This window comes from Mesorhizobium sp. M6A.T.Ce.TU.002.03.1.1 (assembly GCF_003997275.1).
Lineage (GTDB): Bacteria > Pseudomonadota > Alphaproteobacteria > Rhizobiales > Rhizobiaceae > Mesorhizobium > Mesorhizobium mediterraneum.
Window position 1 is genome coordinate 28,381 of record NZ_RZTI01000002.1, and the last position, 13,630, is coordinate 42,010.

14 protein-coding genes are annotated in these 13,630 nt (G+C 63.2%); 6 read left to right on the forward strand and 8 right to left on the reverse strand.

Translation table 11 applies throughout. From position 1 onward, the window contains the following. The first annotated feature begins 237 nt into the window (after window positions 1-237). Both EOC93_RS01055 and EOC93_RS01060 read left to right on the forward strand, forming a co-directional pair. Window positions 238-822, forward strand: a complete 585-nt coding sequence (locus EOC93_RS01055; RefSeq protein ID WP_095483764.1) for an amino acid synthesis family protein — start codon at window positions 238-240, stop codon at window positions 820-822. Then, on the forward strand, window positions 819-1,403 hold the full coding sequence (locus EOC93_RS01060) for an amino acid synthesis family protein (RefSeq protein ID WP_127203622.1): 585 nt from the start codon (window positions 819-821) through the stop codon (window positions 1,401-1,403). The genes EOC93_RS01055 and EOC93_RS01060 overlap by 4 nt, the downstream gene beginning before the upstream one ends. 6 nt (window positions 1,404-1,409) lie before the next feature. On the opposite strand, the gene EOC93_RS01065 is transcribed toward EOC93_RS01060, so the two are convergent. The 3 genes from EOC93_RS01065 to EOC93_RS01075 are packed head-to-tail and all read right to left on the reverse strand — an operon-like array spanning window position 1,410 to window position 3,883. Beyond that, window positions 1,410-2,597 carry an amidohydrolase family protein gene (locus tag EOC93_RS01065; protein ID WP_127203686.1) on the reverse strand — a complete coding sequence of 396 codons (1,188 nt, stop codon included), beginning with the start codon at window positions 2,595-2,597 and terminating at the stop codon, window positions 1,410-1,412. 41 nt (window positions 2,598-2,638) lie between these two features. Continuing rightward, the gene (locus EOC93_RS01070) at window positions 2,639-3,190 is read right to left on the reverse strand and encodes a MarR family winged helix-turn-helix transcriptional regulator (RefSeq protein ID WP_095483766.1); all 552 of its coding nucleotides are present in this window, start codon (window positions 3,188-3,190) and stop codon (window positions 2,639-2,641) included. Window positions 3,191-3,238: 48 nt separating this feature from the next. Then, the gene (locus EOC93_RS01075) at window positions 3,239-3,883 is read right to left on the reverse strand and encodes an isochorismatase family cysteine hydrolase (RefSeq protein ID WP_127203623.1); all 645 of its coding nucleotides are present in this window, start codon (window positions 3,881-3,883) and stop codon (window positions 3,239-3,241) included. A 233-nt stretch (window positions 3,884-4,116) separates the two neighbouring features. Here EOC93_RS01075 and EOC93_RS01080 point away from each other — a divergent pair, with 233 nt between their 5' ends. Both EOC93_RS01080 and EOC93_RS01085 read left to right on the forward strand, forming a co-directional pair. Next, window positions 4,117-4,971, forward strand: a complete 855-nt coding sequence (locus EOC93_RS01080; RefSeq protein WP_127203624.1) for an NAD(P)-dependent oxidoreductase — start codon at window positions 4,117-4,119, stop codon at window positions 4,969-4,971. Then, window positions 4,968-5,774, forward strand: coding sequence for an SDR family NAD(P)-dependent oxidoreductase (locus EOC93_RS01085; protein ID WP_127203625.1), 807 nt, complete (start codon window positions 4,968-4,970; stop codon window positions 5,772-5,774). Before EOC93_RS01080 ends, EOC93_RS01085 begins: the two co-directional genes overlap by 4 nt. On the opposite strand, the gene EOC93_RS01090 is transcribed toward EOC93_RS01085, so the two are convergent. From EOC93_RS01090 to EOC93_RS01110, 5 genes are all read right to left on the reverse strand, one after another. Further along, window positions 5,767-6,855 carry a Gfo/Idh/MocA family oxidoreductase gene (locus tag EOC93_RS01090; RefSeq protein WP_127203626.1) on the reverse strand — a complete coding sequence of 363 codons (1,089 nt, stop codon included), beginning with the start codon at window positions 6,853-6,855 and terminating at the stop codon, window positions 5,767-5,769. The genes EOC93_RS01085 and EOC93_RS01090 overlap by 8 nt on opposite strands. Before the next feature lies 1 nt (window position 6,856). Next, window positions 6,857-7,759, reverse strand: coding sequence for a carbohydrate ABC transporter permease (locus EOC93_RS01095; protein ID WP_126103472.1), 903 nt, complete (start codon window positions 7,757-7,759; stop codon window positions 6,857-6,859). Beyond that, on the reverse strand, window positions 7,759-8,688 hold the full coding sequence (locus EOC93_RS01100; protein ID WP_127203627.1) for a sugar ABC transporter permease: 930 nt from the start codon (window positions 8,686-8,688) through the stop codon (window positions 7,759-7,761). The genes EOC93_RS01095 and EOC93_RS01100 overlap by 1 nt, the downstream gene beginning before the upstream one ends. Continuing rightward, window positions 8,685-9,623, reverse strand: coding sequence for a sugar phosphate isomerase/epimerase (locus tag EOC93_RS01105; protein WP_126103470.1), 939 nt, complete (start codon window positions 9,621-9,623; stop codon window positions 8,685-8,687). Before EOC93_RS01105 ends, EOC93_RS01100 begins: the two co-directional genes overlap by 4 nt. Window positions 9,624-9,721: 98 nt before the next feature. Then, a complete protein-coding gene (locus EOC93_RS01110; RefSeq protein ID WP_126103469.1) occupies window positions 9,722-11,068 on the reverse strand; it encodes an extracellular solute-binding protein in 1,347 nt (448 codons plus the stop codon). 503 nt (window positions 11,069-11,571) lie between these two features. Between EOC93_RS01110 and EOC93_RS01120 the strand changes: the two genes are divergently transcribed. After that, window positions 11,572-12,591: an isopenicillin N synthase family oxygenase gene (locus EOC93_RS01120; RefSeq protein ID WP_127203628.1), complete on the forward strand. Its 1,020-nt coding sequence runs from the start codon at window positions 11,572-11,574 to the stop codon at window positions 12,589-12,591. Window positions 12,592-12,940: 349 nt separating this feature from the next. Continuing rightward, window positions 12,941-13,579 (forward strand): LysE family transporter, encoded by a 639-nt coding sequence (locus tag EOC93_RS01125; protein WP_126103467.1) that lies wholly within the window; start codon window positions 12,941-12,943, stop codon window positions 13,577-13,579. The last annotated feature ends 51 nt before the right edge of the window (window positions 13,580-13,630 follow it).

Genomic DNA, 13,630 nt, shown 5'->3' on the forward strand with positions numbered 1-13,630 from the left:
TTTTCAGCTTTTGAAGCCACGCCTTAACCATCCGCGCTATCGCCGAGACGGCGGCTATTTTCGTTGATGGTCATATGAGTTTATGAGCGGCCCCGCAGGCTGTCAATCGTCCTGCGAGGCAGTTTCGTTGTGCCATTTCTCGCTTCTTGCGTGTCGAAGCTTGACAAATATCGGCTGGGGATAATTGTTGATACTCTAACGAGTTTGTGTGAACGACGGGAAGAAAGAGAGCGGACAATGCCGGCTGTGGTGGTCAGGAAATTTCTGGTTCAGGTCGAGGAGATATTCCACGAGGGCGGCCCACTTGCGGCACGTCCGCCCAAACGCGGCGCGATCGTCGCCGTCATCGCCAACCCCTTTGCCGGGCGCTATGTCCAGGAAATCACCGGCTTCATGGACGATCTGAAGCCGCTCGGTCTCGATATGGCGCGACGCCTGATCGATGCCATCGGCGAGGGCGTCTCGGCGATCGAAGGCTATGGCAAGGGCGCCATCGTCGGTGCTGCCGGCGAGCTCGAACACGGCGCGCTCTGGCACAATCCAGGCGGTTACGCGATGCGCGAGCTGCTCGGAAACGCTAGGGCAATCGTGCCGTCGACCAAGAAGGTCGGCGGCCCCGGAACGCGGATCGACATTCCGATCACGCACATAAACGCTTCTTACGTGCGCAGTCATTTCGACGCGATCGAGGTCGGCGTCACTGACGCGCCGCGCGCAGACGAGATGGCGGTCATCCTGGCGATGACGACAGGCGCGCGCGTTCACGCGCGGGTGGGCGGCCTTGCCGCCGCGGATATCAAAGGCGAGGACGGATTGAGATGAGCGTAGAAATCCGCCGGATCATCACCATCATCGAGGAAACCCTGATCGAGGGCGGCCGTCCCGTCGATCCGCCGACCCGCCGCGCGGCGGCCATTGCCGTGATCCGCAACCCGTACGCAGGCACTTACGTCGAAGACCTGTCAGCGTTGAGCGACATTGGTGAGGAATTGGGCGACATTTTGCCGAAGCGCGCGGTCGCAGCACTTGGCTTTCCCGGCAATAAAGTCGAAAGCTTCGGCAAGGCAGCCGCCGTCGGCGCCGACGGCGAACTCGAGCACGCCGCCGCCATCCTTCACCCCAAGCTCGGCGCCCCGTTCCGCGATGTGCTTGGCAAGGGTGCGGCGCTCATTCCCTCGTCGAAGAAGCGTGGCGGCCTCGGCGTGCCGCTGGACATCCCGCTCGGCCACAAGGATGCGGCGCGGGTGCGCAGCCATTTCGATGGCATGGAGGTCCGAGTTCCTGACGCACCGCGCGCCGACGAGATCGTCATCGCCATCGCCGTGACCGATTGCGGCCGGCCCCATCCACGCGTTGGCGGGCTGACCAAGGACAAGATCGTCGGCAAGGATGGCGTCAGCTAAACGTCGCTATCCCTGAATGACTTCAGGCACCCGCATTGCCGGCGGGGTGTTGCGGCTTCGACGGGTCTGCACCAGGCCGTCGATGACGACCATTCCGATCCCCGGAAGGTTGCCCTGCGCCACGCTGTCGAGCAGCCCGTCGCCGGCGCCGCCGATCGCCTGGTCCATGAAGATCAGGTCGGCGGCGCGGCCGACTTCGATCATGCCACGATCATGCAGCTTGCGCACGCGCGCCGTGTTGCCGCTGGCAAAGCAGAATGCCACTTCCGGCGCGACACCGCCCAGCGAAGCCAGCATGGTGAGGATCCGCAGTATGCCGAGCGGCTGCACGCCGGACCCGGCCGGGCTGTCGGTGCCAAGCACGATGCGCGAAAGTTCGCCGCGCTGCCTAGCAAGATCGAGCACGAACAGTCCGGTGTGCAGATTGCCGTTATGGACGATCTCGAGCGCCCGCGAGCCCTTCTCGCAGATCTGCCGGATTTCCGCTTCGGGCAGTGCCGTCGGCCCGCCATTGACATGGGCGACAATGTCGGCGTCGACCTCCAGCACGACATCCGCACCGATGCGGCCGGAGCCGGGCAGGGACGGGCCACCGGTGTGGGTCATTGAGGTCATGCCGTATTCGCGCGCCCAGGCGACCATCTGCCGTCCGGTCGGCCCGTCCTTGACGCCGCCTAGGCCGACCTCGCCGACAAGCGTGACGCCGGCTTCGGCGAGGTAGCGGAAGTCCTCCTCGACCAGGCCGGGCTCCAGAATCGGCGCACCGGCCAGTATCTTCATCCCACTCGGGCGGAAGTTGGAAAAGGTCCGCTGCGCCGCGATGGCAAGCGCCTTCAATCCGACCAGGTCGCGCGGACGGCCCGGCGTGTGGACCTCCCCCGCCGAGACGATGGTGGTGACCCCGCCATGCACGGTCGAATCCATCCAGCCGATCTGGTTCTGCCGCGGCGTCCAGTCGCCGGCTACCGGATGGACGTGATTGTCGATGAGGCCCGGCGCGACCGCGCAGCCCATTGCATCGATCACGGTGCCGGCAGCACTGGTATCAAGGGCGCCGGCTTTGCCGATGGCGGTGATCTTGCCGTCGACCGCGACGATCGTGTCGGCGTCGAGGATCGGTTGGGCGAGATCGCCGGAAAGCATCAGGCCGATGTTGCGCACGACAAGCGTGTTGGGTTTCGGGTCGGGCGACATCGGCACCTCGTTTGTTATTTCCATGAATTTTGGAACGCGAGTTACTTCCCGCTATCGCCATTCGATGGGTCGTCGTCATTGATGCGATTGAGCAGGCGAAGCAGCGTCGCCTGTTCCGTGGGCGAAAGCGGCGACAGAAATCTCCGTCCGACTTCGACGCTGCGTTCGAGCCGGTCGAGCGTGTATCTGGTTCCCTTGTCGGTCAGCGCGATCATCGACAGGCGTTGGTCGGTATCGGACGCGCTGCGGGTGATCAGCCCGTTCTTGAGAAGTTTGCGGACAACGATGCTGATGGTCGACGGGTCCATCGCGGTCAGCCGTCCCAGATGGTTCTGCGAGACCTCGCCCTGCTTGAGAATGGTGGCGAGGGCGGCGAATTGCGTTGGCGAAAGATCCTCACCGGCCATGACCTGTTGGAAGCGCAGCGTCGCGCGCTGATGTGCCCGGCGGATCACGTGCGCCGGATGGCGGTCCAGTTCGTAGCCGGTCTTGGCGTATCGCTGCAGCACCTGTTCGCGGCTCAGCGGCTTAGCACTGTCGCCCGGCCCTTTGGGTGCCGCACTTTCGGGTTGCGATTCGATATCAGTCGTCACGCCGGGCTCCTCTTGCCGCTGTCTCGGATGCCGCAGGCTCGAAAAAGTTCAAGCCGCGACTTCAGCCGGTTGAAGCGACGTCCCGTCGCGAAGGGCTGCGACGACGCTTGCCGAATCGCTGACCACGCCGAAATGCGTCGCTATATCGTAGAGCGAGCTTTCCTGCTCGCGTGGTCCCGTCGCCGCGCAGCAATCGCTTGGCACCACCACTTCATAACCCTGGAAAAAGGCGTCATGGACGGTCGAGCGCACGCAGATGTTGGTGACCACGCCGAAGATGACCAGTTGATCGACCTGCATGTCTTTGAGCGTCAGGTCGAGGTCGGTTTGAAAAAACGCCGAGTAGCGCCGCTTTATCAGATGGATTTCATCGTCGCGGGCGCCAAGGTCCTCGATGATCTCAGGACCCCAGCTACCCTCGAGACAATGTGGCGTGCGCTTCACCCATTCGCGCTCGCGGCGCATGCCGGCCCTATGGGTGTCGTGCACCCAGATAACCGGCACACCGCCGGCGCGCGCGGCCTCGATGACCGCCAATTGCGGTGCGACAAGCGTCTCATATCCCGGCAGCACCATCGCCCCGCCGGGCTTGCAGAATTCATTGACCATGTCGATGACAATAACCGCCGCGCGTTGCGGATCGAGGCGCATCGCGTCATCGTGCCGATGTGAGGAAAAACTGTCCACGGGCATGGCGAGCTCCTTTGGTCGATCGTTGATGCTCATACAAAAAACCGTCGCGGATGCCAAGTCAATCCCGTTCGGGGCAAAGCCTTGTCGTCTGGTGCGCGCGGGACGCGCCGGCAAAGGTCCGCGCCGTTCTCCGATGCGGAATGGCATTGACAAGGTTCGGCAATCGGGTGTTCGATTTGTATGACCATCAATGATATTCAATTGGCTGAATTCGCGGCGTCGAGGGCTGAGACATGAAGACGATCGTCACCGGATCCAGCGGTCTGCTTGGCCGCCATGTCGCCGCGGCGCTGGTCGCGGCCGGTCATGATGTGATGGGCATTGATGCCGCCGCCCCGGGTGACGTGGCATGGCGGCATGCAACCGCGGATCTGACGGATCTTGGCTCGACGCTGCAGCTGGTGCGCGATTGCGACGCTGTGGTTCATGTCGCGGCCATTCCGCGCCCGACCGGGCGGGCCGGCGGCGAAGTGTTCAAGACCAATGTCGCGACCGCCTACAATGTCGTCGAGGCGGCGGCCATGGCTGGCGCCGCGCGCTTCGTCTATGCCTCGTCCTTCAGCGTTTTCGGCTATCCGTTCTTCGAGAAGACGGTGCGCCCGCCCTATCTGCCGGTGGATATGGATCACCCGGTCGGCGCGCAGGATCCATACGGCCTGTCGAAATGGCTCGGTGAGGAAATCGTCGCCGCGGCGGTGCGCCGCGGCGCATTCTCGGCTGTCAGCATTCGTATGCCATGGATCCAGACCCCGGCCAGCTTTTTCGCGGGCGTCGGCCCGCGCCGCGCCACTGCCGACAGCGCCCGTGACCTGTGGGCCTATCTCGATGCGCGCGACGCGGGGCAGGGCTTCCTGCAGGCGTTGGAATGGAAAGGCGACGGCCATCTCCGCGTCCTGCTCAGCGCCGCCGACACGTTCATGGAAGAGGAAACCGAGCCGCTCGTGCGCCGTGTCTACCCGGATGTCCCGCTATCGCGGCCGATCGCCGGCCATGGTGCCGTGCTCGACACAGTCCATGCGCGCGAAACCATCAGCTTTGAGCCGAGCCATTCGTGGCGCTCTTACCCGAAGCCGGAGCTTGGAAAATGAAGCGATTCGACGAAAGATGCGTCCTTGTCACCGGTGGCGCCGGCGCGATCGGCAGTGCGGCGGTCCGGCGCTTCCTCGAAGAAGGCGCACGCGTCGCCATTGTCGACCGCAACGGCGCGGCGGCGCGGACACTGGCCCAATCTCTGGGCGAGCACGCGATCGCCATCGAAGCCGACGTCACCGATGAAGCAGACGTGCGGCGCGCCGTTGAAACGACCGTGGAAACATTCGGCGAGCTGAATGCGGTGTTCAACAATGCCGGGATTTCCGGCGTCGTCGCTCCGGTTCACGAACTGCCTGTTGACGACTGGGATACCATCATTCGTATCAACCTGCGCGGCATGTTTCTCGTCCTGCAGGCGTCGCTTCGGGCGATGATCGAGGCCGGTAATGGCGGCTCGATCGTCAATATGGGTTCGTCCATGGCCGGCTGGGACGTGCTCGCGGGCGGTGCCGGCTATGTCGCCTCCAAGCATGGTGTGGTCGGGTTGACGCGGGTCGCAGCACTCGATGCCGCGCCCTACGGCATACGCGTCAACGCCATCTGCCCCGGCGTGATCGAGACGACGCTCGGCGTGCCTGCGAGCGGCGACGGCGATTTCAAGAGCAGCGTGCAGCATTTCGCCGACCGCATCCCGCTGCGCCGCATCGGCCAGCCGGACGATGTCGCGGCCGCCGTGGCGTTCCTCGCCTCCGACGAGGCCAGGCACGTCACCGGCGCGGATTGGCTGATCGACGGCGGCCAGACCTTGCAGAGCTGGGCCAACGCGCCGGCCGGCGGCGTGTTTCCGAAATTCAGATAAGGGGCCTCGTCTCAAGCCGCTTTGGCGGCATTGCCTGGATGATCTGGACGGCGAGATCAAGGTCGGCGAGACCGCCCGAAAGCGGCGTGCGCGGTTTTGCGCCGGCCAGGATGCAATCGGCGAAATGCAGCCATTCGCGACGGAATGCGGTGTCGGGGATGCCCGGCAGCACGCGTTCGGATGCCGTCTCGCCGGCCGCTTCGCGCACCCGCACGATGGCCGAGGCATTGCGGAAATAGGGGTTCTGGAAATCGATCCGCACTTCCGCGTGCTCGCCATGCACGTGGATCCATTCGTCCCACCATTCATATTGGGCGAGCGCCATGTCGAAGAGACAGGGAACGCCGTCATAGTCGAGCACGGCCAGAAGCTGGTTCGCGCCGGTCTGCTGCGCGTGCACGACACGGCTCGGCGTGCCGAAGGCGCCGCGCATGACGGCGAGATCGTGGCTGCTCAGGCCAAGCAGCAGGAGATAGAGATCGCGATAGCCGGCATGGTCCAGCCCCAGCGCCGCCTCGACGCGTCGTGCGACGGCGTCTCGCCCGGCCGCGAGCAGATCGGCCGGCACATCGGCGATATGGATTTGCGTATAGAGTTTGCCGTAGAGGTCGAAGCGGCCGGCGAAATCATGGACATGGATCGACTTCGGCCGGCCGATGGCGGCGATGCGCTCGAGGCCGATCTCGTAGCCGGGGTCATAGAACTTCATATAGCCGACAAGCGCAACGAGGCCGCTGCGTTCAGCCTGCTCGATCAGCGGGTGCGCCTCCTCAAGCGTGAAGGCAAGCGGCTTCTCGACGGTCAGATGCTTGCCGGCGCGGATGGCGTCAGCAACCATCTCGCCATGGTCGTAGGTGCAGATCACCACGGCATCGACACCAGGATCGGCAAGCAGGGCGCGATGGTCGGTATAGCGGGCCGCGACACCGTAGTGCTCCCCGACCTTGTCGACCGTTCCGGGTGAGATATCGCACAGCGCGGCGATGCGAAACGCCGGCAATTCCTGGAGATAGGGCAAGTGCATCAACTGGGCGATTTCGCCGCAACCGATAACGCCAACGCCGATAACGCGATCCTGCATGTCAACCCTTAACGGCGCCGGCCGTCAGGCCGGCGATGAACTGCCGCTGCATGGCGATGAAGACGACGATCACCGGCAGTGTCGTGATCGTCAACGCGGCGAAGTAGAGCGCCCAGAGCGAGTCATATTGCTGGAAGAAGCTGACAAGTCCGAGCGGGATGGTCTGCACGGACGGGTCGCGCAGGAGCAGGAAGGCGAGGAAGAAATCGTTCCAGATCTCGATGAAGCCGAAGATCAGGATCAGCGCGACGCCCGGCCGGATCAGCGGCAGCATGATGTGGATCAGGATCGCCAGCCGGCTGGCGCCATCGATACGCGCGGCGTCTTCGAGGTCGGCGGGCAACGTGACGAAGAAGCTGCGCAGGATGAAGACCGAAAGCGGCAATGACGTCGCGGCATAAACGAAGGCGATGCCGAGCCGATTGTTGATCAGGCCGAGATCGCGCGCCACCATGAACAGCGGAATGGCCATGACTTGCGGCGGCACCAGCATGGCCGCCACGGCCACCGCCAGCACAAGGCCGCGTCCGGGAAAACGAAGGCGCGCCAGCGCATAGGCGCAGGGCGTCGCCACGGCCACCAGGATGATCAATGCCGAACCGGTGACGAAGACGCTGCTGACGATGCGCGATCCCATGCCGGCGATGCGCCAGGCATCGGCATAGTTCTGGAACACAAGGCTCGACGGCGGGCCCCAGATGTTGCTGAGCATTTCCTGCTTGGTCTTGAGTGAGCCGAAGAGCACCCAAAGCAGCGGATAAAGCGTCTCCAGCAGCACCAGGACGAGCGCAGCATAGATGCCTGCAAGTTCGAGAATACCTCGCGCGCCGAGGCGCCGCGCGTTGCGGCGATGGCCGACCGTGCCGTTGTCCCGGGAAAGCGGAGGGTTGGCCGCGGCGCTCATCAGACCTCAAGCCTTTGCCGCCGCATCAGGGCGAGCAGCCCGACGCTGGCCAGCCCGACGATCAGGAAGAGCACATAGCCGATGGCCGCGGCATAGCTCATGGCACCGTCCTGGAAGGCCTTGCTCATCATGTAGGTGAGCACGACTTCGGTGGCGTGGTTCGGCCCGCCCTTGGTCAAGACATAGACGATGTCGAAGTTGCGCACGAAGGCGCCGGACAGGCCAAGAATGGTGTTGATGAAGACGATCGGCATCATCATCGGCAAGGTGACATGCCAGAAGCGCTGGACCGGTCCCGCGCCGTCCATCTTCGCCGATTCGTAGAGTTCCGCCGGGATCGTCTGCAGCCCAGCGAGATAGATCACGGCGTGGAAGCCGAGCCATTTCCAGACGTCGACGACGATGATCGAATAGAGCGCGATATCGGCGTCACCAAGCCATGATTGTTTCAGCCCACCGAGGCCGAACAGATCGAGGCCGCCATTGAGCAGCCCGAAGACCGGATTGTAGATCCAGGACCAGAGCAGCCCGACGGCGACGAAGGACATCGTCACCGGGACGAAGGCGGCGGCGCGAAAGAAGGTGCGGCCGAGGACCACCCGATTCAGAAGCAGCGCCAGCCCAAGGCCGAGCACGTTTTTCAAGACGACAACTGCGACGACGAAGATCAAATTGTTGCGCAGCGCGGCGAGGAAGATGCGATCATGTGCAAGGCGCTGATAATTGGAGAAGCCCGCCCAGCTTGGGTCGGAAAACCCATCCCAATTGTGCAGGCTGAGCCAGAAACCGTTGCCGAACGGCCAGAGGTAGAACAGACCGAAGAGGATCGCGGCCGGCAGGATCATGACGAAGGCGGTCGCGCCGTCGCCTGAAACGAAGCGCCCGAAACGGCTCGCGGAAGGAGCCGCCTCTTGCGGTCGCGTGCTCATGCGGCCTTCGCGGTTTTCGGTGTCAGCGCCAGCCCGAGCGTATTGCGGATATAGGCGATGCTCTCCAGCGTGCTCTGCTCGGCCGTCTTCTTCGATGCGTCGAGTTCGATGATGGCGAGGCCGTCATAGTTTGCGTCGAGCAGCACGTCGACGATGCCGGCAAGATCGACGACGCCGGCGCCAAGCTCGCAAAAGGCGCCGTAGCGGTCATAGCCCTTCAGCGCAGGGTCGACCCTGGTATCCTTGAAATGCATGTAGCGCACGGCCGAGATGTAGGTTTTGACCGCATCGACGGGATCGGAATTGGTATGGGCGAGGTGCGCCGGATCGATGCACAGGCCGGCCAGACCGGTGTCCAACTCATCCATCATCCGGTCGAGCTGGTCGCGGCGCTCGATGAAAGTGTCGAGATGCGGGTGATAGACCGTCTCGATGCCAAGGTCTTTGGTCCGCTTGCCGATATCTTCGAGCGCCCGGCAAAAGGCGCGGTAGTCGTCGGCCGTATGCGGGCCGGCAATGGCTTCAGAGGGACCGCCTCCAAGAACCAGGACCGGGGAGCCGAAGCCCTTCAACATCCTGGTCAGCGCGACAAGCACATCGCGCTCATAAGGCCAGGCGACAGGGTTGGTGAAGATCGCATTCACGTAGAAAGAGGAGAGCTTGATGCCATACTCGCTCTGGCCTTCCGACAGCAGCGCGTAGCGCCGCAAAATGTCGGTATCGGTCGTCACGCCCATCGGCGCCTGGTTGCCGAGCTGCATATATTTGCGGGCGTACTGGTCCGAGAGGCTGGTGAAGGCGAGGATCTCGAACCAGCCGAAACCCTGATCGGCCAGGAATTTGATGGCCGGCCTGAGCGGTAGTCCGGTGAGGTCCCAGCTGTTCAGATGATAGCCGATCGAGAAGCGCTGCCGCTCGGCGCGATTTGTCGTCATGTCTCTGTCTCCGGTAAGAGAGGCAGCCCGAGACGGGCGGCCCCGTTTTCTTGCCCTGGCGCATCAGCTCGGCTGGATGCGCTCGCCTGCATGCGAGCTCACTTGGGCGGCCAGTTGCCCTGCGCCTTGAGGTCGTCGAAGGTGGTCTGGATCGAGGCCGCCGCCTCCTCGGGCGTCGTCGTGCCGCCAACGATGCCGGCGATCGCCGAAGCGGTGGCTGTCGCGACTTCCGACGGCCAGATCCAGTCGAGGAACTTGATGGTGCTCGGGAAGGCTTCCTTGCGCAGCTCGACCGCATAGGCGTCGTCGACCTGCGGCACGCCCTTGATCGAGGCTGCGATCGGCTGCTCCGGCGCAAGGTAGAGCGTCGCAACCTCAGGCTGGGTCAGATATTCGATGAACTTGATCGCCGCATCGAGCTTCTCGGGCGGGATCGACGAGGCGACGCAGATCCCGTTGTCGGCGCCGCCGCCATGGCCTGGCGCGCCCGGCGTTCCATCCATTTTCGGAAAGGCAAAGACGCCCCATTTGAAGTCCTTGACGCTCGACTGGAGCGACGGGATTTCCCAGGTGCCGCCATAATACATGGCGCTCTTGCCGGCGGCGAAAGCTGCGCGCATTCCGTCCTGGTCGACGGAAAGCGAGTCTTTGGAAAGGATGCCGTCGTCGACCCACTGCTTGATCAGCTTGAAGCCTTCGACGTCAGGCGCATCGGTGAACTTTGCCGTGCCCTCCAGATTCTTCTGCGTCTTGCCGACCGGGTCGCCCGAGGCCTGCGAAAAAGTTTCGAAGAACCACATTGGCCACATCACGGTGTTCGAGCCCTGATGCAGGAGAGGGATGACGTCCGCGTCCTTGAACTTCGGCACGGCCGCCTTCAGGTCGCCATAGGTCGGCGGGACCGGGATAGCGAGCTTCTGAAAGAGGTCGACATTGTAGAAGATCGTCGATGTCGACAGCGTCGAGATCGGGACACCATAGACCTGGCCGCTGACCGTGAAGGCGCCAAGCGCGGCGGCGTCGATCCTGTCTTGGAACGGCTTGATCTTGTCGGTGATCGGCATGACCAGCTTGCGCCTGACGTAGGCGCCATTGGTGTAAAAGGCCGGGCAGGCGATCAGGTCCATTTCCTGGCTCGCCAGCTTGGCGGTCATCAGGCGCTGGATGGAATCGGTCTGCGGCCCCTGGGCATCCCACTCGACCTTCGAGACGTCGGGGTTGGCCTTGAGGAAGCCGTCAATGACCTGCTGCTGGATCTTCTTCTGCTCGTCCGGCGCCTGACGCGGAGCGAGCTGGTCGAGGGCCGAACCGCCGAAGACCTTGAGCGTGATCCCCTCGGCATGGCCGATGCCGGGCGTCGTGATCAGGCTCAGGCTGAGCAGTGCGGTAGCAAGGATGGCGGGATGTTGTTTCGAACGATGGGTCACTCTCTGCTGAATGGGCATCTGGCTCTCCTTTACGCCAATGCCGAGGGGCAACCTCGGGACCAAAGATCGTTGATGGTCATATGATCTTGGTCGCCTGTTGCAAATTTTGTCAATCGGTAGGCATGCCTATTATTTCACCAATTTCATGGGCCCAGAGAGTTGGCGGGCGAGCGCGGCGTCGTCTGATGCGCCGCGCTTCCCCCGTTCCCGCACCTCCGCCCGGCGCCAACAAGACGATCACGGCGCCGGTCAGGTTCGGCGCACGGTGAACGTGCTCTCGCAGGAGGCGAATACGGGAAGCGTGTTTGAGCGTTTGGCGGCATCGGCCGGAAGCGCCGCGGCTCCAGGGTTCCGTCGCGCCCTGGAGCATCCTTTCGGACATTATTTGCCTGCCGGCCGCCAAACGCAGCGCTGACTTTCTTCCATTGGCGTCGAGATTGGATCGAGCATTGCTTTGATCGCAACGACCTGCGTGTCACCGTAGAGGCCTGATCCAAGCCTGAGGCAGAAGGAGGTTGACCATGGCCAGGATTGTACCCGTGCTCGATCTCAGCCGTCTCGGACAGGGCGCGTCGGAGCGTCGGACCTTTCTGTTCGACCTGCGCACGGCGGCCCGTGACGTCGGCTTCTTCTATCTCAGCGGCCACGGGATTTCGGCTGCGGAGATTGACGAGGTGCTCGACGCCTCGCGTCGGTTCTTTGCCTTGCCCGAAGCCGACAAGCTGGCCATCGAAATGGTCAAGTCACCGCAATTCCGCGGCTATACGCGCACCGGTGGCGAACTGACCAAGGGCAAGGCCGATTGGCGCGAACAGCTCGACATCGGCGTCGAGCGCCGACCCGTGCCACAGGAGCCGGGCATTCCTGCCTGGACGCGGCTGCAAGGGCCGAACCAATGGCCTTCGGCCCTGCCGGAACTCGAGCCGGCGCTGCTGGCATGGCAGACCAGGGCAACGGCGGTGGCGATCCGCCTGCTCAAGGCCTTCGCGCTGTCGCTCGACCAGGCCGAGGACGCTTTCGATCCGATCTATAGCGGTGAGCCCAACCATCGAATGAAGATCGTGCGCTATCCCGGACGCGACGCAACCGGTGGCGACCAGGGCGTCGGCGCGCACAAGGACGGCGGCTTCCTGACGCTCCTGCTTCAGGACGAGAATAAGGGGCTGCAGGTCGAATATGACGAAAGCTGGGTGAATGTGGATCCGATCCCCGGAACGCTGGTGGTCAACATCGGCGAGCTCCTCGAATTGGCGTCGAACGGTTACCTCAAGGCGACGGTGCACCGTGTCGTCACGCCACTGGCCGGTGTCGAGCGGATTTCCATTCCTTTCTTCTTCAGCGCCCGGCTCGATGCGACGATCCCGTTGCTCACCCTGCCTGAAGAACTGGCTGCCGAAGCGCGCGGACCCGCGAGCGATCCGGAAAATCCGCTGTTTCGCGACGTTGGAACCAACGTGCTGAAAAGTCGCCTGCGCTCGCATCCTGACGTGGCGCGCCGGCACTATGCCGATCTTCTCGAAACGAGGGCGTCACCTGTCTGAAGGCGTCGGAGCAAATAGAACAGAAATTTTCGTCATCCCCGGCGGCTTTGGAATTTTATTCGTCGCCAACGCGCCCAAACAAGCTCAAACAGGTAAGACCGTTCGACGGTTTCCTCCCATTCCGCTGAACGGTGTTCCCCTCTGAAGGTTGTAACCTTCTTTTGGCCGGGCCGCATTCGAGCCCGGCCATTTTTTCGTGCGATTTCGGCAAGTCAGCTGTGATCCCCGAACCGTGAATCTGGGAACGGGACTGCCGGCTTTGCCGTAAGCGATCCATATGCGCCTGCCTTCCACACTGCGTCGCGTAGGAGGCCGCAGATGCACAAAAGCGCGCGATCGAAAAAACCGGGTGACGTCGCATGACGCCCTGTTGTCGCCGGCAACGCTATCCGGCTTCGTGTTCGGCCTCGGGCTGATCTTTTCCCTCGGGCCCCAGAACCTAATGCTTATCCAGGCAGGATTGACGCGCAGCCATCCTTTCGCGGTCGCTTCCATAGGCTACGTCTCGGAGATCGCCCTGGTGACCATGGGAATCGGCGGATTTGGAACGCTGCTAACCGACAATCCCGCGATCTCCGGCATGCTGCAGGCCGCATGCGCCGGATTTCTCGCCTGGTTGGGCGCGCGCACCTTGCTCGCGGTCAACGGGACATCCCGCATGGAGACTGTTGCGTCAGGCCGCAAATCCCGATTGCGTGCGATAGGTTCGATGCTTGCCGTCACCTGGCTCAATCCACTGGCCTGGTTCGAGGCGATGTTTCTCGTCGGCGTGCTCTCATTCAGCTATGGCAGCGGGGAACAGGCGGGGTTCGCCGCCGGGTTCCTCGCCGCCTCCGCAATCAAGTTCTATGGCTGGAGCCTGGCCGGGGTGAGCCTGTCCCGCCACTTCGACAGCCCGATCTACCGCAAGCGGATGGACGCGGTCGCAGGTCTCGTTCTGATCCTGGCAGCCCTTCTCCTGGCTGTAAACATCCTGAACGGGGCTTGAGCGGTGACCGCCATACCAACGATGGCCCGCTGTTTTGCTAGGCAGCGCCGC